The organism is Chryseobacterium herbae, assembly GCF_025154075.1.
In the GTDB taxonomy this organism is placed as follows: Bacteria; Bacteroidota; Bacteroidia; order Flavobacteriales; family Weeksellaceae; genus Chryseobacterium; species Chryseobacterium herbae.
This window is the reverse complement of sequence record NZ_JAOAMU010000003.1, coordinates 492,869-512,318: the sequence shown is the minus strand read 5'-3', so window position 1 is coordinate 512,318 and position 19,450 is coordinate 492,869. Positions and strand designations below refer to the sequence as shown.

The following is a 19,450-nucleotide window of genomic DNA, read 5'->3' as shown; positions in this document are numbered from 1 at the left end:
AATCATTTGGATATGAGAATATTCCTTCTTTTAATAGGTCTTAGCTTAAGTATTCTTGCCTGCAGGAAAGAACCTCAATTGAACAGCGGTATTCATGATGATTTGGTAGAAACTAAATTAGCGAAAGACAGCCTTCAAAAGATGGATGTGGTTTTAGATAAATTAAATAAGAAAAACACAACTTTTCTTGATTACTATTTCCACAATTACTACGAAATGGACAAAGAAACCGGCGACGAAATAAAAAAATTAAAAGGAGAACAATTCATCTACGATGCAGATGATGAATATTTCAAATTATATACAAAAATAGCAACTCAAAAGGGTGATGAATATTTGAAATCTTTGGGAATGACCAAAGAAGAAGAACATTTGGCACTGGAAGTTTATATTTTACATTTAAAGCAAAGGTATGGTCCAACTATCGATGGACGATTGCAAACTCTAAAATAAACAATGAAGGGAATTCTATTAGTAAATCTGGGATCGCCAAGATCCACGGCAGTGAATGATGTAAAGGAATATCTTGACGAGTTTTTGATGGATGAAAGGGTAATTGACTACCGATGGATTTTCCGTGCATTGCTGGTTCAGGGAGTTATTCTTAAAACAAGACCCGCAAAATCTGCAGAAGCCTATAAAACAGTTTGGACAGATGAAGGCTCCCCTTTGGTCGTCATCACTGAAAAGATCCGGAAGAAACTTCAAAAAATAGTGGATGTTCCCGTAGAAATCGGGATGAGATATGCTCAACCCAGTATTGAAGCGGGAATTCAAAAGTTAGTTGATCAGGGCGTTTCAGAGATCGTTCTGTTTCCTCTTTATCCGCAATACGCGATGAGTACTACGGAAACAGTGATTGAAAAAGCAGAAGAAGTCCGTAAAAAGAAATTTCCGAAAGTAAAAATCAATTATATACAGCCTTTCTACAACAGGGATATTTACATCAACTGTCTGGCAGAAAGTATCAAGGAAAAACTTCCTGAAAACTTTGATGCTTTACAGTTCTCCTACCACGGGGTTCCGGAAAGACATCTTTACAAAACAGATCCGTCAAAGACCTGTAAAATTGACGATGCTAACTGTATCAACAGCCAGGTGGATACTCACAATGCCTATTGCTACAGACATCAGTGCTATAAAACGACTGAAGCCGTAATTGCTAAGATGGGTCTTTCCAAAGAAAAAACCATTGTTTCTTTCCAGTCAAGATTGGGAAAAGACAAATGGATAGAACCTTATACGGATGAAACATTAGAAACGATCCCTAAAAAAGGGGTAAAAAATCTGGCCATTGTGTGCCCTGCTTTCGTTTCGGACTGCCTGGAAACTCTGGAAGAAATTTCAGTAGAAGGCAAAGAACAGTTTGAGCATGGTGGTGGAGAAAACTTCCATTACATTCCTTGTCTGAATGATGAAGACCGCTGGATTGATGTCGTCAAGATACTTTGTGAAGAAAAACTGAATGATTTTTATCTGGTTTAAAATATAAGGAGCTGTTTGATACAGTTCCTTTTTTATTAACTGATTATTTTAAACACAAATGCCACAAATGATTTTCACAAATATCCACAATCATCTGTGAAATCTGTGGTTAAAAATTCATTAACCACAAAAGGCACAAAAGTTTTTGAACACTTAAGTTTTCTAAGTTGAATATATAATGTATAAGAAGTACACTTAAGTTTTAAAAAATTCAAAGAATTTTGGACGGGTGGTTAGTTCTGAAACACAAATACCGCAAACGATCTGCACAAATATCCACAAACATCTGTGAAATCTGTGAAATCTGTGGTTAAAAAAGAATATTCATACAGCCTGTTTTTATAGACAGGATTATTTTAAACACAAATACCACAAATGATCTACACAAATATCCACAATCATCTGTGTACATCTGAGAAATCTGTGGTTAAAAATATCACAAATCATATCCACAATAAAAAAGAGGCACCCATAATGAGTACCTCCTAATATTTAAACAAATTAATGTAAATTTTATTTTCCAATCGGAGTTCTGAATTCTCCATATCCCATCAACCCGTCGTAATTACGTCCGAAAGGAGCATAATATAAAAACGCCTGATACAGATTTTCCGTCTGCCAGAAATTACCATTCACCTCTCCGAAGTTCAGCGAACCGTCGCTTTCTTTGGTAGCGAGGATGTAGTTGTAAAAACCTTGTTTCAGAAATATTTTGGCTACATATTTTTTATTGGCTGCATCGTACTGCATCTGGTTTTCTTTGCTTGGCATAAAATTGTTAAAACCTCCCAGTACATAGATTTCCTTATCCACAGGATCGGAATCCAGAGAAAAATATACCCAAGAATAATCGGCTTCTCTTTCAGCATTTCTTTCCAGTCCCAAATCATTTCTTCTGAAGAACCACGCTCCGTTTACGTCAGGCTGATATTGATAATTTAATGGAAAAGCCCATATTGGATGCAGATAAGTTTGGTTGACGCCGTCTTTCAATTCTGTAGCTCTCACCATATCTGCGGCCATATTCATATTCTTGTTATCGAAATAATAGAATTCGTTATTCCCGGGAAATGTTAAGTTCATCTGTTGAAAAAGCAGCTGATTTCCTAAGGTTGCGCTTGGTTTCAAACTATTAACTACTACATTTGGGTTGTTGTTCTGCATTACATTCAACGTCATTGAATTGACATTAGAGGAAAGATCTCCTGTTTTTGAAGTGGCTTTTACTTCTACCCTTTGATTCACATTGGGATTTCTGGCATCTGCAATTCTTGAGATATTCAAAGCGACGGTTGCCACATCTTCCACCAGATAAAAACGTCTTTTGAAAAGAGGTCTATCTGCTGAATCTTTATAAACAATCAGCTCAAAATTTCCTGAAATCTTCGGTTGTATTTTATCATTCGGGAATGTAAGCTTATAATGGGTGTAAGCCTGCAGCGTATTAAAAGAATATTGGAACTGATCCAGAAGTCCGTTTAAACTTCCGGTTGCCATTTCTGTAAAAAACAGGTTGTCATCATTCCAGTTTCTGTCGTAATGCTTGATCGTATATCTGTAGATTTCGCTGGCATTCGTAAGATCATCAAAGCTTAAAACCAACTGCTCACCGAACCTGATAACAGGTGTTTCATCGTTCGTCTGCGGATTAAAAAGTTGAATGCTCTGAATATTCTGACCAAAAACCAGTCCGCCCAAAGAAAGTAAAAGTATTCGCAAAGTTTTCATTATGACGAAGATAACGAAAAATCGGGATTTTCTTAATAATATCGTATTTTTGAAATAAAAAAATCCAGTTATGCTTCAGATTCAGGGCTTCGTATTCAATTTTGCGAGCGAAAACACATACATCCTTTACAACGAAAATAAAAACGCCTGGCTGATCGATCCGGGAAATATGAATGAGCAGGAAACCAAAGCGATAAAAAGCTTTATTTCTGAAAACGGACTGAAGATCGAGAAGATTCTTCTGACCCATGCTCACATCGACCACGTTTTAGGCCTTCAATGGGCTTTTGACACCTTCAAAGTTCCTGTTCACATGCATCAGGAAGATCAGGATGTACTTGATATGCTTCAGGCCAGCGGAATGAGATTCGGATTCACGGTTGATCCCGTAAAAGCAGATATTACCTACATCAATGAAGGCGACGTGCTTGAACTGGATGGAGAACAATTTAAAATCTACCACGTTCCGGGACATTCTCCGGGCAGCGTTGTGTACCATAATGACCAGCAGAAATTCATGATCTCCGGCGATGTTCTTTTCGAAGGCAGCATCGGAAGAACCGACCTTTATAAAGGAAACTACGAACAACTGATCGAAGGTATTACCAATAAACTATTTATTCTTGATGATGAAACTCAGGTATTCTCAGGCCACGGAAATCCTACGACAATAGGGTTTGAGAAGCAGTATAATCCGTTTTTTAAATAGTTTCGAGATACGGGATGCGGGTTTTTCGAGTTCCAAGTTAGAGAGTATGAGAGTTTTAGAGTATATGGGTGGGGAGTTTGGTTGCTGGTTGACAGTTGCTAGTTCGAAACTCGATACTAGAAAAACCCGAATCACGAAACCCGCATCCCGCATCCCGAAACTTTATGAATTGCTAAAATTCACTTTTCACTTGCGAAGCAAAATTCACCATTGACATTTTCTAATCTCAGTCTAGTGTCTCGTGTCTCATGTCTGAAATCTAGCATCTGACATCTTCCTCCCACAAAAAATCAAAACCGCCAGGAAATATCCTGACGGTTTTTTTATGAAGAAAATAAATATAAGTTTAAAAATCAAGTGTGATAGATGCTCTTGCAGCAGCTCCCATGATTGGTCTTGCCATTCTGATATTCGTTCCGGCTGCAGTCTGGGATCTTGGATCTCCTTCTGTAATGCCAATCGTGTTAAAGATATTGGTTCCGTCTACCGCAAAACGTATTTTTCCTAACTGGTAGGACATTCCTGCGCCTACTTCAGTGAAAGCCGGAAGAACATTATCATCCGTATTTCCTTCGTTCTGGAAACGTTTTCCATAGTAGTTCATACTTACGTAAGCTCTCCATTCTTTTGTGATATTCACTGCAGGAGAAATATTGAAATAGAACTTAGGCATTCTTCTTACGATGTTTCCGTCGTAGTCAAAGGTAGTTCCGTCTGCATTTTTCCCGACAAAATCTTTGTATTTCGGATTCTGAATCGTTCCGTTGAAAGTCACTTCAAGGATATTATTGAAAAGTCTGGTGTATCCTTCGATTTCTACCCCGAAGTTCGTTGTGTTGGCGAATTTATTTTCTGAAGTTCCGTCTGAGAATACATCTGTAAATGAAAGGTTTTTAAGCGTAGAATAGAAAGGAATGATTCCGATATCGAAAGTACGTGAATAATATTTGTAACCCACTTCTAGCTGATTGGTGTCAACCGCTTTAATAGCGCTCAGATCACTTATATTATTATAGTAAGCTTCTTCATTTGGAGATCTGAAACCATGAGAGAAGCGGGCGTATACCGCATTTCCTTTGTTAAGCTTATAATTGGCTGCCAATGTGTAAGACACTTTATTGATATCATAATTCCAATACGTATACTGATTACCCAATACTGCCATATTATCATCTGCCGTAGTTGTTGCAAAGCTGTGGGTTCCGTCAGTTGTTAAACCTGAATTATTAAGATTGGCTGTTGTTGTATTGACTTTGTATCCTTTATAGTAATCACGGCTGTAACGCATTCCTGCATTAAGGCTTAAGTCTTCTGTAACATTATAATCAAAATTCAGATAAGCATCATTAAGACTTCCCTGGATCTGTGAATCTCTGATCAGGAAAGACATATCTTTTACCCCATTGTAGGTCTGAGAATATCCTGTATCTGAAGGGCCCATAGACGGATTCACCAAATTTAAAAGTTCCGGTTTGTCTGAAGCAGTTGCTAAAACATTGCTCCAGTTCCAGTACTGATGAGATTTCCAGTTTGATTTATAGAAACCGGCCGTCACACTTCCTTTGTCAAATTTATAATTGAACTGTAAATCATTGACAAAATTATTCATCTGCTTATCAATAGCCCAGAATCCTAATTTCTGTATATACTGAGGATTCACCAAAGCCCCATTGCTCACCAGAGAATACTGATAATTGCTCATTCCCAAACCACCGTCTTTTATAGCACCGGTAGCATAATCAGAAGCCAGTTTTGGAGCTCCTGCAGGGAACATTCCCGTATACTCCATATTGATATTGGTATATCTCGTCTTGTTCAGAACGCTGAAATTATTTCCAAGATCATATTTAAATTCTGCTCCTACAACATCTACTTTCGGGTGAATTCCGTTTTCAAGATCTCTCTTAAAAAATCCGCCGCCGGCCTGTGGAATATTAAGCTGACTTACTCCTCTGTAGCTGTAGGTTCCATAATTGGCATTAAAACCGGGAAATTCCTTAAGGTCGTTTCCGTCTTGTAATAAAGGAATCGGAAGGTAGAATGTATTCCGGTCATCCAGTTTTTTGTAGTAGACTTTAGCATAGCCTTTATCAAAGACATACTTTAGGTTCATTCTGATCTGTCCGCCATTATTGGCTCTGAAACCTGTTTTTCTGATTCCGTTATCTGTTCTGTAGAATCCGCCAACGTTAAAGAAAAGTTTATCCTGGACCAAAGCCCCGCCTACATTAATATCTGTACGCATCAGGCCGTAAGTACTGGTTTCAAGCTTAGCCGTACCTTTAAAATCATTACTCCCTTCTTTGGAAATAAAGTTGATCAATCCTCCGGGAGAATTGTTTGCATAAATGGAACCTGAACCACCTCTCAGCGCTTCCAGACGGCTCACCGTATTATCTACACGGAAAAAATTATCTGCATTCGCAAACTGAAGTGCTCCGTCTTCAAACACTGGAAGTCCGTCTTCCTGAACCTGCACGAATTCATAAGCTCCTGCAGAAGGAATTCCTCTTGCAAAAAGGTTGTTACCCACTTCACCACCGGAAGTTTCCACAGCAAATCCCGGAACCCTCTGTAAAAGAGCGGCTGCACTGATAGGATTCTGCTTCTGGATCTCTTTTGCCGTAAACGTAGAGATAGCGGTACTGGATTCTATTTTCTTTTTCGGGCCGGAGTTTCCGGTAATAACGATCTGGTCTATGGATGACGTCTTGATGGAATCCTGAGGAGTTTCCTGGGCGTACGCGTTGTTAAAATAAAGCGTAGCGGTGGCAGCCATTAAAAATATCGATCTTTTTTTCATAGCATGATTTTTATATAGTTAGTTTTGTTTTAATTTGAGATAGACTCCATTTGTCCATCCGAATCCGTCCTGATTCGGGTACTCTCCTCCTCCCGCAATGGTTTCCGTGTCTAATGCATTGTATTTTTCCATTAATTTTCCAGTGTTGCTGTAGACTCTTTCCACATTCTTACACCAGTTATTTTTAATTTCCTCAGCCAGTTCATCGAAACCATAATTCTTCATTGCTTTGTAACCTAACCACTGATATGGTGCCCATGCATTAGGAAGATCCCACTGCTGGCCGGTTTTCTTTGTAGTCGTTACAAGACCTCCCTGATAAAGGAATTTATCTTTAATATGCTGGGCAACAGATTCAGCCTGTGCCTCGTCTGCCAGTCCCAAAAATAATGGGTAAAGAGCAGCAATATGTTCAGACGGTGTGTTTTTGTGTTTTTTTAAGTGATAATCTTTATAACATTCAGTGTTTTCATCCCAAAAGTAAGTGTTGATCATCTGTCTGCGTCCTGCTGCTCTTTGAGTAAAATAATTTTCTTTTTCTGTCAGATTCAGAAGTGCTGAAGATTTGGCCAGTGTTTTCTCCAAATGCCATAGAAGGCTGTTCAGATCCACTTCTGCAATATTCAGTGTTTCTATCGTCTGTATATGTTCGCCGTCTGCAAACCATCTGCTGGAAAAATCCCAGCCGGATTCACAGGCACTTCTTATATTTCTGTAAAATTCTTCGCCTGCATTGTCGCTGTCTTCAATATCGATCAGATAGCTTTCAGGGCGGGGTGCATTTTCTGCATCATAATAACGGTTCAGAAGATCTCCGTTCTTCGTTTTCGCTACTCTTTTTACGCTGGAATCGTTCTCCAGCCATTCTTCCCCATTCATCCAGAAAGCATATTCCTTCTCTAAAGTATCGTGATATTTGGTGTAAATTTTTTCGTCACCATTAGTTTCAAACAGAAGATCCAGCATCAGCGAAAAGTATGGTGGCTGCGAACGGCTCAGGAAATGGGTTCTGCTCGCATTCGGAACAAATCCTACATTCTGAATTAAATAAGAACAGTTTTCTACAATATTCTCCATCATTTCTGTTCTCCCCGAAACCTGTAATCCAAGCATAATGAAATAGCTGTCCCAGTAAAAGAATTCATTGAAACGTCCTCCCGGTACGATATAAGGCTTCGGAAGTTTCAGTAATGTTCCTTTCTCCTCATAAGCAGTATGGGTTAGTTCATCCCAAAGTTTTTCGATATGTTGCTCGATCGGCAGCTGGCCTTCTCTATGGATAGAAATTTTCGCTCCCAGGAAATCAAAATTCGCCGTTACAAAATCTTTCAGATCAAATCCCTGACTTCCTTTTTTCTTTTCATAGTCCGCATTGATTTCCGAAACAGGAAACATGGGAACGGCATCAGTCATCATCTTCTGGTCTTCAAAGATCTCTGCTCTCTGTACATCATCAAAAAGAGTCTGGATTTCGTTTATGTAAAGCTGTTTATTCATTATTATTTCTTAGGATTTATTTTTAATTTATTCATGAAAATAGCTGAAATGATCAGCAGTGAAAGCGGGATCAATGAAAGATAAAACGCCTGCTGTCCACTGAATTCCTGGAAAACAAAACCAGTGATCATAGAACCAATTGTTCCTCCGATTGCAGAAAAAACCACAATCAGTCCGGCCATCGCACTGTGTAAATATTTTGGAATGGATGCCAGAATCACAGAATTGATACTTGGATAAATCGGTGCCAGCAAACCTCCCATCAAAGGAAATAAATACACGACAAGCGGAGCATTGAACCAACCTGTTCCTTTATCAATCTGAATATTGTGGGTTAATGGCAGAACCAGAATAATACTTATCGCAAAACCAATCACGCAGAAAGAAACCACATAGATCCAGCTGAATTTCTTGGAGAAAAAGCCTGATAAAAATCTCCCCAGCGCAAAAGCTCCGGCTAAAACGGCTCCGGCCTGAATACTCATGGAAGTCGGAAGTTTTAGAATTTCTTTATAAAAAGTCGGCGTCCATGTCTGGAAACTCTGTTCTACCAATACAAATAAGAAGGCACACAGGAGAAAAAACAATACTTTTTTATAACTGAATAAGCTGATGCTGTTTTTCAAATCACCTAATAAATCCGTTTTCTCACTTTTAGCTTCTGTTTCATTTAATTTTGAAAAGAATAAAAACAAGAAGGACAAGGTAGAAACGGCTCCCAGTACCCAATATACATTAAGCCATTGGGTAGATTTCGGATTATGATCATCAATAAACAAACTGAAAAGCACATTTCCCGCTAATACACCGATCATAAAGAATCCTTCCAGAAAGCCCATAAAGCTTGAATGTTCTTTATCGGTATTTGTCACAAGACCAATAGAAGTAAAAACCGAGATTTTTATTAATGCAAATGAAACCCCTACAATGGCAAACAGCAGTTTGAAAAACCAAAAATCATTGGAAAACGGCATCACAAAACACATGCAGCTCACCAAAAAAAGGGCGATAAGCATGGAATTTTTGATCCCTATTTTGGGTAGAAATGACGCCAGAATAAATGAACATATAGCAATCGGAAGATCCTTAAATCCTTCCAGAATACTGGCTGAAGATTTTGAGATTCCGAAGTTTTGCTGTACCTGCAGAATAACTGTTCCCACGGAATTCAAAAGAATCGCGAAAACAAAATAGTTCAAAAACAGGACGGCTTTAATATTGAAATTTTTCATGGAGATCATTTCTTGTCGGCTAAGATAGAAGCATTTAGGTTAACATTAATTTAACACAATAAATCAATATTTGAACTATATTAATATAATTAGTATTTTTATTGAATAAATACGATTAATGAGATGAAAGTCAGTTTTGAAAGAATCATTACGAGCGAAAAGAGTTCTTTCCGCACTCTGCACAACAATTCGCCGATCTGCGAGTTCAAGTGGGAGTATCATTACCATCCTGAAATCGAACTGGTGTGTGTCATTTCCGGGAACGGAACCCGTCATGTTGGCTATCACAAAAGCAATTATACGAACGGAGATCTGGTGTTGATAGGTTCCAATATTCCGCATTCAGGATTTGGCCTAAATTCTACGGATCCGCATGAAGAAATCGTGCTTCAGTTCAGAGAAGAGATTCTTCAGTTTCCGGAACAGGAAGTGGAAGCCCGATCAATTAAAAATCTTCTGGAACTTTCAAAATACGGAATTCATTTTCATCATAAGATTAAAAAAGTAATGCTTCCCAAACTGAAACTCATGCTGGAATCGGAAGGTTATAAAAGATATCTGCTGCTGCTTGAGATTTTGTTTGAACTTTCAAAATGTAAGGATTATGATCTTTTGAACAAGGAAATCATGCCGTATACCATTATCTCAAAAAACAAGACGAGACTGGAAAATATTTTCACTTACGTAGAACATAATTATGATAAGGAAATCAATATTGAAGATGTAGCCAGGCTCGCCAACCTTACATTGCCGGCTTTCTGTAACTTTTTCAAAAAAGCGACGCAGATCACTTTTACAGAATTTGTGAACCGGTACCGTATCAATAAAGCCTGCCTGCTGATGGCTCAGGATAAGAGTATTTCAGAATGCAGCTACAGCTGTGGATTTAATAATGTGACTTATTTTAACCGGATGTTTAAAAAGTATACGGAGAAAACGCCTTCTGAGTTTATAAAGAATTTCTCGCACAATAAAGTAAATGTGGATCTGAAGGTTGAAAAAGAGGTGAAAATTACAGCTGGCTTTTAAAAATATCCTCTTAACGTGTCCCCTGTCATGCTGAGCGGAGTCGAAGCATCTTGCATATAAGGATTGTAATAAGTTAAGGTATTTTTATTTCCCACAGATCACGCAAATTTCACAGATAATGATTCCTAAAGATCTGCGGGATCCGTGAGATCTGCGGGAAATAAAATGATGAGCTCGTTTATTTATGATATTGAAAAAGTCTCTAGCAGATTTTAAAGATTGACACAGATGTTTGCGCACAAAAAAGCTGCTCTTAAAAAAGAACAGCTTTATACTTATATATGACGGTTAAAAATATTCAACCATTCATCGTATTACTTCCATTTGATATTGCATCCCATGCTTGGTTTCTGGATCTCTTCCTGTGGCCCACCCAAAAGTAGGTTTTCGAAAGCGATGATCAGATCTTCTCCGGTTACATCTTTGTTGTTTCCGGGTCTTGAATCATCCATCTGTCCTCTGTAGATCAGGTCTAATTTATCATCAAAGAAATAGAAGTCCGGTGTACAAGCTGCATCATAAGCTTTGGCTACGGCCTGGCTTTCGTCATACAGATATGGGAAATCAAAATTTCTTTCAATCTGGAATTCTATCATTTTTTCCGGAGAATCAGCCGGATATTTTTCTACATCATTGGCATTGATTGCAATGAATTCAATCCCTTTTTCATTATAGTCTTCATACAATTCGTTGATCTTGTCGATCACGTGAAGCACAAACGGACAGTGGTTGCACATAAAGATCACCAGTGTTCCTTTCTCACCTTTCAGATCTTCCAGAGATTGGATCTCATTAGTTTTTGAAGGGTTCGGAAGCTCGAAAAACGGAGCCTTGGTTCCCAGAGCCAGCATATTTGAGGGAGTATTCATATCCTTTATTTTCTTTATCGCAAATATAAAGTTTCTTTTAATATAAGCCAATTCAGGAATTTATAAACTTGCGTTAAATGTTAATTAACCAAAGTTCAGGAAAGAAATTAAGATTAAAAGATTGGAAGATGGAAGCTGGAGGATGGAAGTTACTATTAGACGGTAAGTATTTAACAGTTTCTCCGATATATGTATTGAAGTAGTTTTAAAAAATATTAATAGCACACCTCTCGTATTCATATATTTGGACTTCAATAACTTCCCTCTTCGAGCTTCTGACTTCCTTTCATCACTATAAAAACTGAAATATCTTCACCCCAACTTATGTTAATTATCAAATATTATTTGGAAGATATACTTAAAAGTTTGTAGTTTTGCTAACACCGTTAGTAAATAAAAATCATGGGCTTACATGAACGTCGCCAAAGAGAGAAAGAATCCATACGTGCAAATATTTTGCAGGCTGCTTTCGGTTTGGCTAAAACTGAGGGCTGGGCTTCATTGTCAATGCGTAAGATTGCAGATGCCATTGAGTACAGTGCTCCTGTAGTATATGATTATTTTGAAAACAAAGAAGCTATTTTGTATGAAATTTCTATCAACGGTTTTCATTGTCTTCATATAGAGTTATTAAAAGCTCAGCAGAAATTCGAAACTCCGGAAGAGCAGCTTACTGCTATAGTAGATGCCTACTGGGATTTCGCTTTTAAGAATAAAGAATACTATCAGCTGATGTTCGGTTTGGGAATGCAGTGTAGTGGTAAGGGCCAGATGAAAGAAGAATTTTCGTCATTTCAGGACCTGATCTATGAGTGTACCTTCAACATCATTAAGAAGAACGGATCCAATCCGGACAATGCCTGTCATATGTCACACGCTCTATTTTCAGCGGTACACGGTTTGATCTCTATTATGATGATGCGAAATACAGATATTCCTTCTACGATGAATAAAACGACTTTAGACGAAACGGTTTCTGCTTTCGTTAAGTCTTTGTAAATTTTTTTTGAATCAAAAATTAACACCGTTAGGAAATATACCACCGAATATCAGTAAAATATTCAGTTAAAAAATTAAAAAAAGTAACATGGAAACTATAATTTAAAATTTCAGGACAGCTTTTACTATCTACTTAACACTGTTAGATAAATTAACACACAATTAATACACCTCATTTTATATATACATTTCAACATTAAAAACAGACAGCACTTATGAAAATGACGATCTGACCCTTTATTAAAAATTCTGTATTTTTTTTTGAACTAAATATTAACACCGTTAGGAAATATACCAGAATTAATTTAAAAGACATTATTACTTAAATCTAACACTTCATTAAAAAAAATAAACCCACAATGAAAATATCTGGAAAAATAAGGTTTATCATACTTATATCAAGTATTATCCTTTTGCAGAACTGTACCCAAGCAGCAGAAGGTTCCAATGCAGCACCGCCTGCTCCGGAACTTCCGGTTTACACCGTGATCACATCTCCAGCCACAACATATCAGGAATTTCCTACCGCACTGGAAGGTAAAAACAATGTAGAGATCAGATCTCAGGTAGACGGATACCTGGACAGAATCTATGTGGAGGAAGGTTCTTACGTAAGAGCCGGACAGCCATTATTTAAAATAGATTCAAGAGCGTATGGCGAGCAGGTGAATATGGCGCAGGCCAATCTTCAGGCTGCCAATGCCAATATTGAGAAAGCTAAAGTGGAAGTTGACAGACTTCAGCCGTTAGTAGCCGCAAAAGTAGTTTCCGACGTACAGCTTAAAACCGCAAAAGCTAATTATGCTGCTGCTGTTGCCGCTTCATCACAAGCCAGAGCTTCAGTAGGAAATGCAAGAATCAATGTAGGATTTACAACGATCACAGCACCGGTAAGCGGATACATCGGAAGAATTCCTTTCAAAAAAGGAAGCCTGATCTCAAGAACAGATGTTAATCCATTGACGTTGCTATCGGACATCAGCGAAATTTATGCTTACTTCTCTTTAAGTGAACTGGATTTTATCGCATTTCAGAAGAAATATCCGGGAGCAACTTTAGATGAAAAGCTGAAGAATATGCCAATGGTAGATCTGGTGATTGCAGACAACAGCACTTACCCTCAAAAAGGAAAAATGAGCATTGTAGATGGTCAGTTTGACAAAACTACAGGAGCCATCAGCGTTCGTGCCGTTTTCCCTAATGCACAGGGAGCTTTAAGAACAGGAAATACAGGAAGAGTGCGTATGCCTCAGATGCTTTCCAATGCCCTGATCATTCCACAGGAATCTACTTTTGAAATTCAGGACAAAACCTACGTATATATCTTAGGTAAAGACAACAAAGTAACCAGCAAGCCGATTAAAGTCTCAGGAAAAACAGAAAACTACTACTTTATTTCTGAAGGAGTAGCTCCAGGAGAAAAAATCGTGTACACCGGAATCGGAGCTTTGAAGGATGGTGCTTCTATCAAGCCGAAAGCAATCTCTGCCGACAGCTTGTTGAGAGCCAGACCTTTGTAATCTATTCCGAATACAGAAGACTTAAAAAAATAAACTTCTTATGTTAAAACAATTTATAGAAAGACCGGTACTTTCAACGGTCATCTCCATAATACTCCTATTATTGGGGGCACTGTCCCTCTTTAATTTACCGATTGCCCTCTTTCCCGATATTGCTCCACCGAGTGTTCAGGTAACGGCTTTCTATCCTGGAGCTAATGCTGAAGTAGTTGCCCGTTCGGTAGCCACCCCTATTGAAGAAGCAGTGAACGGAGTGGAGAACATGACCTATATGACCTCCAATTCCAGTAACGACGGTACGATGACCCTGAGCGTATATTTCAAACAGGGGGCTGATGCCGATAATGCTGCAGTAAACGTACAGAACAGGGTATCGAAAGCTATGAGCCAGCTTCCTCAGGAAGTGGTACAGGCGGGGATTTCCACGCAGAAAGTTCAGAACAGTATGATTATGTTCATGGGACTGAGCAGTGATGATCCAAAACAGTACGATGAACTTTTCTTACAGAATTACCTTAAAATCAACGTAATTCCACAGATACAGCGTATTCCGGGAGTTGCGCAAGCTCAGGTTTTCGGAACGAGAGATTATTCCATGAGACTCTGGCTGAAACCGGACAGACTGGCAGCCAACAATCTTTCTCCACAGGAAGTGCTTGCGGCAGTTAAAGATCACAACCTTGAAGCTGCTCCGGGACGTTTGGGCCAGGGAAGTAAGGAAACGTATGAGTATATCCTTAAATATAAAGGAAAACTAAGCAAGAATGAAGATTATGAAAATATCGCCATTAAAGCGAACAATGACGGATCATTCTTACGATTAAAAGATGTAGCGAGAGTAGAATTCGGTTCTTATACTTATACAGCGACCAACAGAGTAGACGGAAAACCGGTTGCCGGATTTGCTATTCTGCAGACGGCAGGTTCCAACGCGAATGAAATTTTAACTGAAATTGAAAAACAGGTTGATCAGATGAAAACTACCCTTCCAAAAGGAGTTGAGCCTATCATCATGTACAATTCTAAGGACTTCCTTGATGCTTCTATCCATCAGGTTGTTGAAACTTTGGTGATTGCATTTATTCTGGTATTTCTGGTTGTGTATATTTTCCTTCAGGATTTCAGATCTACATTGATTCCGGCTATTGCGGTACCCGTTGCGATCATCGGAACGTTCTTCTTCCTGCAGCTGTTTGGTTTCAGTATCAACATGCTTACGTTGTTTGCACTGGTACTCGCCATCGGTATTGTGGTGGATGATGCCATCGTTGTAGTGGAAGCCGTCCATTCCAAAATGGAACAGACAGGAATGGCAGTAGATCAGGCAACGACGAACTCTATGAGTGAAATTTCCGGGGCTATTATCTCCATTACTTTGGTGATGTGTGCCGTATTTATTCCGGTAGGTTTCATGCAGGGTCCAGCAGGGGTGTTCTACAGACAGTTTGCCTTTACTCTGGTAATTGCCATCCTGATTTCTGCAGTGAACGCCTTGACATTGAGTCCGGCTTTATGTGCGATGTTCCTAAAAGATCCTCAGGGAGAACATGGAGAACACGGTCATAAAACAGGCTTTGGAGCAAGATTCTTCAACGCATTTAATGTGGCCTTCAATAATATGACCCGAAAATATATCTATAGCCTTAAATTTTTAATTAAAAATAAATGGGTTGCGATAGGAGGTCTGGTAGTTATTACCGCTGCAAGTGTTTTCTTAATTAAAAAAGCACCGTCAGGATTTATTCCTACCGAAGACCAGGGATTTGTTCTTTATGCAGTTAACACACCTCCGGGAAGTTCACTGGAAAGAACGCACAGAGCTACGGCACAGATTGACAAGATCATCAACGGTGAAAAAGCTACGAACCACCTTTGGGTAGCGGATGGAATGAACTTCATCAGTAATGCCAACGCTTCTCCTTATTCTGCAGGTTTCATTAAACTTAAAGATTATGATAAACGTGGCGAGATGAAAGATCCGGATCAGATCGCAGCTACTCTGACAGGAAAAGTAAGTCAGGTAAAAGATGCAAACGCGTTCTTCTTCAACTTCCCAACCGTACAGGGATTTGGTAACGTTTCCGGTTTTGAGTTTATGCTTCAGGATAAAACGAACAGCTCTTTTGAGCAATTGGGAACAACAACTCAGGCCTTCATCGGGGAACTGATGAAACGTCCGGAGATTGCATTTGCTTTTACCACGTATGCCGCAGGAAATCCTCAGTATACAATTGATGTAGATGCTGACAAAGCCAATCAGCTGGGTGTTTCTATCACAGAACTGATGCAGACGATGCAGATCTATTACGGAAGTAGTTTCGTTTCAGATTTCAACAGATTCGGAAAATACTACAGAGTAATGGCTCAGGCAGATATTCCTTACCGTACAGATATCAATTCTCTGGAAGGGATTTATGTAAAGAATAAATCAGGAGAAATGGTTCCGGCGAAAACACTGGTAACCTTAAAGAGAACCTTCGGACCTGAAACGGTAACAAGAAATAACCTGTTCAACGCAGTAACGATCAACGGAACTCCAAAACCTGGATACAGTACCGGAGATGCGATTAAAGCGGTAGAAGAAGTTGCAAAACAGTCACTTCCTAGAGGTTATGGTTACGAATGGACGGGAATCACACGTGAAGAAATCAAAACAGGTGGTCAGACGGTATTTGTCTTCCTTTTAAGTATCTTGTTTGTGTACTTCCTTCTGGCAGCTCAGTACGAAAGCTACATCCTTCCGTTTGCAATTATTCTTACCATTCCTACAGGGATATTCGGAGTATTTGCTTTCACGGGGCTAGCTGGAATTGATAACAATATTTACGTTCAGGTTGGATTAATCATGCTCGTCGGGCTATTGGCTAAAAATGCCATCCTGATTGTAGAATTTGCTGTTCAGAGAAGAAAAGCAGGTAAGAGTCTGATTGAATCTGCACTGCAGGCTTCAAGATTACGTTTGAGACCGATCCTGATGACCTCTTTCGCCTTTATCGTGGGAATGCTTCCATTGGTATGGACGCAGGGAGCTTCAGCAAAAGGTAACCACTCTATCGGGTACAGTACTGTAGGAGGAATGCTGACAGGAGTGATATTCGGGATTTTCATCATCCCGGTATTGTATGTGATTTTCCAGTATCTGCATGAAAAAATGCCGAGCAGAAAAAATAAAAGACTTCAAAGACAGAAATTGGAAGAAGAACTTCTAACCACAGCTCATTAATATATATTGATATACAAAACTTTGAGACTCATAGAGAAGCAACTATTCAAACTAATATCATAAAAAAAGCAAAGTATTCTCCTACTAAAGACCTCTTTGCTTTACCAAAACCTCTCAAAGTTTTGTATTCAACTAAAAGTCTATTTAATACTATGAAAAGAATTAAGAATTTTATCTTAACCCTTATATTAGCTCTAGGCGCGGTGTCGTGTGTGTCCAAACTGGCTTACACCGAACCTGACCTACAGCTTCCGGAAAAGTTCCAGTACACGGCTACTGCTGATACAGCGAGTATTGCCAATTTGGAATGGAAACAGTTTTTCAGCGATCCTATTTTACAGGATTTGATTGAAAAAGGAATTAAAAATAACTATGATCTTCAGATTGCTTTAAAACAGGTCGCTTCTTCACAGGAGAAACTGAAACAGGCCAAATATCTTCAGTATCCTGATGTAGGTTTTGCCGTTTCAGCGCAAATTTCAAAACCTTCTGAAAACAGCATGAACGGAAAAAGCTTAAATTCATTTTTAGGTCAGAGCCATGTTGAGGATTATAATGCAGCCTTCAACCTTTCATGGGAAGCGGATATCTGGGGGAAAATTAAAAACCAGCAGGAAGTTTCAAGAATGCAGTATCTGCAGACCTACGAAGCGACAAAAGCTGTCCAGACACAGGTCGTAGCAGCTATCGCACAGGGATATTATAATCTATTGATGCTTGACAAACAGATTCAGATCGCAAAATCAAATCTGGAATTAAGTACCAATACGCTTTCCATTACTGAAAAAATGTGGCAAAGTGGAGATACCACTTCTTTAGGGGTTCAGCAGGCAACAGCTCAGAAACAATCTACAGAACTTCTGATCACTCAGTTGGAGCAAAATATTGCCATCCAGGAAAATGCTTTAAGTATTCTTGTGGGTGAAAATCCAAATAAAGTGAACAGAACGATTGAAATGTCTGATACTTCCCTTCCACAGAATATTTCAACGGGTCTTCCTGCAGCGATGGTAAGCCGTCGTCCGGATGTCCGTCAGCAGGAACTGGTTCTGCTGGAGTCCAATTCAATGGTTGGAATTGCTCAGGCTAATATGTATCCTGCTTTGAAAATTACAGCTAACGGAGGTGTGAATTCATTTAAAATTGACAACTGGTTCCAGATTCCGGCTTCTTTGTTCGGGTCTGTATTGGGTGGAATTACTCAGCCTATTTTCCAGAAAAGACAATTGAAAACGGATCTTAACGTAGCTAAAATCCAGAGAGAGAAAAATGTGCTGGCATTCCGTCAGTCTGTTTTAAATGCAGTAGGTGAAGTTTCCGATGCTTTGGTTTCTAATGAAAGTTTAAAAGTTCAGGAACAGAAAGCAACAGATCAGGTAACCACGTTGAAAAACGGAATAAAAAGTGCAGAAATGCTTTACAAAGGCGGTATGGCCAATTACTTAGAAGTGATTACAGCTCAGGGAAATTCTCTGCAGGCTGAACTGAATCTTGCGTCTGTAAAAAGACAGAGACTGAGCAGCATTGTAGATCTTTACAGAGCTCTTGGCGGCGGTTGGAAGTAGTAAATTTAATTATATTGTTTTTAGTGCGGTCTCTTTTCAGGGACCGCATTTTTTAATAAAGCTCAGGTCTTATGGTGTACTTTGTCCAAACTTTTTTTGAACAGCAAACACAGATCCCGCTGCTGCAGAGTTTTTCGTAATAAATATATTATCAAACTGTGTCTCACTGATGGTCACATTCAACGCATTATTACTCAATACTTTTACCATTTCAGGAACTGTATTGGAATGGCCGATAATAACAACAACTTTTCCTTGATTTTGTGCAAGAATGTTGTTAATAAATACTTGAGTGGCAGCAATAGTAGCAGCCGGCGCATATTCTTTAATAACAATTCCTTTACTCTCTGCCAGTGGAATGGCTGTTTGGCGTGTACGATTGTATGCTGTAGTATAAATATTATCTATATGAACATTTCCCAGCAAACGTTTCAATTCGTCCGCTCTCAGCTTACCTGCATTGGTAAGATCAGGATCTGTTCCAACGTTTTCTTTTTCTGCATGACGCAACAGAATGCATACCGTTTCTGTACTGCTGATTTCTGAAGGGAGGGGAATGCCCAATGGGTTTTCAATACTCTGAACATTATTTTTAACATTCTCCTTTTGGGTTTCCTGACTGGAAGCTCTTTCACAGCTTGTGAAGATCATCAGAGGTATCAAACCCGATATAATTAGTTTTTTCATAATTCAATTGATTTAAATTGTGTTTAGAAATGGTTCTATTTTCAAGCCCAATTTAAATAAAAAAAAACGATAAAACTTTTTATAAACTGATATTATTTTTAAAA

14 protein-coding genes are annotated in these 19,450 nt (G+C 38.8%); 8 read left to right on the top strand and 6 right to left on the bottom strand.

Translation table 11 applies throughout. The features are described from left to right. The first annotated feature begins 12 nt into the window (after window positions 1-12). Complete coding sequence (locus N0B48_RS12325) at window positions 13-453, top strand: hypothetical protein (protein WP_259839089.1); 441 nt, start codon at window positions 13-15, stop codon at window positions 451-453. A 3-nt stretch (window positions 454-456) separates the two neighbouring features. Then, window positions 457-1,485 carry a ferrochelatase gene (gene hemH, locus N0B48_RS12320; RefSeq protein WP_259839088.1) on the top strand — a complete coding sequence of 343 codons (1,029 nt, stop codon included), beginning with the start codon at window positions 457-459 and terminating at the stop codon, window positions 1,483-1,485. Window positions 1,486-1,998: 513 nt separating this feature from the next. Here the strand turns inward: hemH and N0B48_RS12315 are convergent. Continuing rightward, on the bottom strand, window positions 1,999-3,213 hold the full coding sequence (locus N0B48_RS12315) for a type IX secretion system plug protein (RefSeq protein ID WP_259839087.1): 1,215 nt from the start codon (window positions 3,211-3,213) through the stop codon (window positions 1,999-2,001). A 70-nt stretch (window positions 3,214-3,283) separates the two neighbouring features. Between N0B48_RS12315 and N0B48_RS12310 the strand changes: the two genes are divergently transcribed. After that, window positions 3,284-3,922: an MBL fold metallo-hydrolase gene (locus N0B48_RS12310; protein WP_259839086.1), complete on the top strand. Its 639-nt coding sequence runs from the start codon at window positions 3,284-3,286 to the stop codon at window positions 3,920-3,922. A 346-nt stretch (window positions 3,923-4,268) separates the two neighbouring features. Here N0B48_RS12310 and N0B48_RS12305 read toward each other — a convergent pair whose 3' ends face one another. The 3 genes from N0B48_RS12305 to N0B48_RS12295 are packed head-to-tail and all read right to left on the bottom strand — an operon-like array spanning window position 4,269 to window position 9,454. Beyond that, window positions 4,269-6,725, bottom strand: a complete 2,457-nt coding sequence (locus N0B48_RS12305; RefSeq protein WP_259839085.1) for a TonB-dependent receptor — start codon at window positions 6,723-6,725, stop codon at window positions 4,269-4,271. A gap of 18 nt (window positions 6,726-6,743) precedes the next feature. Next, a complete protein-coding gene (locus N0B48_RS12300; protein WP_259839084.1) occupies window positions 6,744-8,222 on the bottom strand; it encodes a trehalase family glycosidase in 1,479 nt (492 codons plus the stop codon). Between the two features lie 2 nt (window positions 8,223-8,224). Then, window positions 8,225-9,454, bottom strand: a complete 1,230-nt coding sequence (locus tag N0B48_RS12295; RefSeq protein WP_259839083.1) for an MFS transporter — start codon at window positions 9,452-9,454, stop codon at window positions 8,225-8,227. A 123-nt stretch (window positions 9,455-9,577) separates the two neighbouring features. Here N0B48_RS12295 and N0B48_RS12290 point away from each other — a divergent pair, with 123 nt between their 5' ends. Beyond that, complete coding sequence (locus N0B48_RS12290) at window positions 9,578-10,483, top strand: AraC family transcriptional regulator (protein WP_259839082.1); 906 nt, start codon at window positions 9,578-9,580, stop codon at window positions 10,481-10,483. A 314-nt stretch (window positions 10,484-10,797) separates the two neighbouring features. Here the strand turns inward: N0B48_RS12290 and N0B48_RS12285 are convergent, their stop codons facing one another. Next, window positions 10,798-11,352, bottom strand: a complete 555-nt coding sequence (locus N0B48_RS12285) for a thioredoxin family protein (protein ID WP_259839081.1) — start codon at window positions 11,350-11,352, stop codon at window positions 10,798-10,800. Window positions 11,353-11,754: 402 nt separating this feature from the next. Here N0B48_RS12285 and N0B48_RS12280 point away from each other — a divergent pair, with 402 nt between their 5' ends. The 4 genes from N0B48_RS12280 (at window position 11,755) to N0B48_RS12265 (ending at window position 18,659) form a co-directional block, all read left to right on the top strand. Further along, window positions 11,755-12,351, top strand: a complete 597-nt coding sequence (locus N0B48_RS12280) for a TetR/AcrR family transcriptional regulator (RefSeq protein WP_034723706.1) — start codon at window positions 11,755-11,757, stop codon at window positions 12,349-12,351. A gap of 359 nt (window positions 12,352-12,710) precedes the next feature. After that, complete coding sequence (locus N0B48_RS12275) at window positions 12,711-13,871, top strand: efflux RND transporter periplasmic adaptor subunit (RefSeq protein WP_259839080.1); 1,161 nt, start codon at window positions 12,711-12,713, stop codon at window positions 13,869-13,871. 40 nt (window positions 13,872-13,911) lie between these two features. Next, a complete protein-coding gene (locus tag N0B48_RS12270) occupies window positions 13,912-17,094 on the top strand; it encodes an efflux RND transporter permease subunit (protein WP_259839079.1) in 3,183 nt (1,060 codons plus the stop codon). Between the two features lie 152 nt (window positions 17,095-17,246). Beyond that, window positions 17,247-18,659 (top strand): efflux transporter outer membrane subunit, encoded by a 1,413-nt coding sequence (locus tag N0B48_RS12265; protein ID WP_259839078.1) that lies wholly within the window; start codon window positions 17,247-17,249, stop codon window positions 18,657-18,659. A 69-nt stretch (window positions 18,660-18,728) separates the two neighbouring features. Here N0B48_RS12265 and N0B48_RS12260 read toward each other — a convergent pair whose 3' ends face one another. After that, complete coding sequence (locus N0B48_RS12260; RefSeq protein WP_259839077.1) at window positions 18,729-19,346, bottom strand: SixA phosphatase family protein; 618 nt, start codon at window positions 19,344-19,346, stop codon at window positions 18,729-18,731. Between the last annotated feature and the right edge of the window lie 104 nt (window positions 19,347-19,450).

Excerpts from the sequence above, each read along its gene's own strand:
- N0B48_RS12325 (WP_259839089.1), top strand. The coding sequence starts at position 13 with ATGAGAATATTCCTTCTTTTAATAGGTCTTAGCTTAAGTATTCTTGCC.
- hemH (WP_259839088.1), top strand. The coding sequence starts at position 457 with ATGAAGGGAATTCTATTAGTAAATCTGGGATCGCCAAGATCCACGGCA.
- N0B48_RS12315 (WP_259839087.1), bottom strand. The coding sequence starts at position 3,213 with ATGAAAACTTTGCGAATACTTTTACTTTCTTTGGGCGGACTGGTTTTT.
- N0B48_RS12310 (WP_259839086.1), top strand. The coding sequence starts at position 3,284 with ATGCTTCAGATTCAGGGCTTCGTATTCAATTTTGCGAGCGAAAACACA.
- N0B48_RS12305 (WP_259839085.1), bottom strand. The coding sequence starts at position 6,725 with ATGAAAAAAAGATCGATATTTTTAATGGCTGCCACCGCTACGCTTTAT.
- N0B48_RS12300 (WP_259839084.1), bottom strand. The coding sequence starts at position 8,222 with ATGAATAAACAGCTTTACATAAACGAAATCCAGACTCTTTTTGATGAT.
- N0B48_RS12295 (WP_259839083.1), bottom strand. The coding sequence starts at position 9,454 with ATGAAAAATTTCAATATTAAAGCCGTCCTGTTTTTGAACTATTTTGTT.
- N0B48_RS12290 (WP_259839082.1), top strand. The coding sequence starts at position 9,578 with ATGAAAGTCAGTTTTGAAAGAATCATTACGAGCGAAAAGAGTTCTTTC.
- N0B48_RS12285 (WP_259839081.1), bottom strand. The coding sequence starts at position 11,352 with ATGAATACTCCCTCAAATATGCTGGCTCTGGGAACCAAGGCTCCGTTT.
- N0B48_RS12280 (WP_034723706.1), top strand. The coding sequence starts at position 11,755 with ATGGGCTTACATGAACGTCGCCAAAGAGAGAAAGAATCCATACGTGCA.
- N0B48_RS12275 (WP_259839080.1), top strand. The coding sequence starts at position 12,711 with ATGAAAATATCTGGAAAAATAAGGTTTATCATACTTATATCAAGTATT.
- N0B48_RS12270 (WP_259839079.1), top strand. The coding sequence starts at position 13,912 with ATGTTAAAACAATTTATAGAAAGACCGGTACTTTCAACGGTCATCTCC.
- N0B48_RS12265 (WP_259839078.1), top strand. The coding sequence starts at position 17,247 with ATGAAAAGAATTAAGAATTTTATCTTAACCCTTATATTAGCTCTAGGC.
- N0B48_RS12260 (WP_259839077.1), bottom strand. The coding sequence starts at position 19,346 with ATGAAAAAACTAATTATATCGGGTTTGATACCTCTGATGATCTTCACA.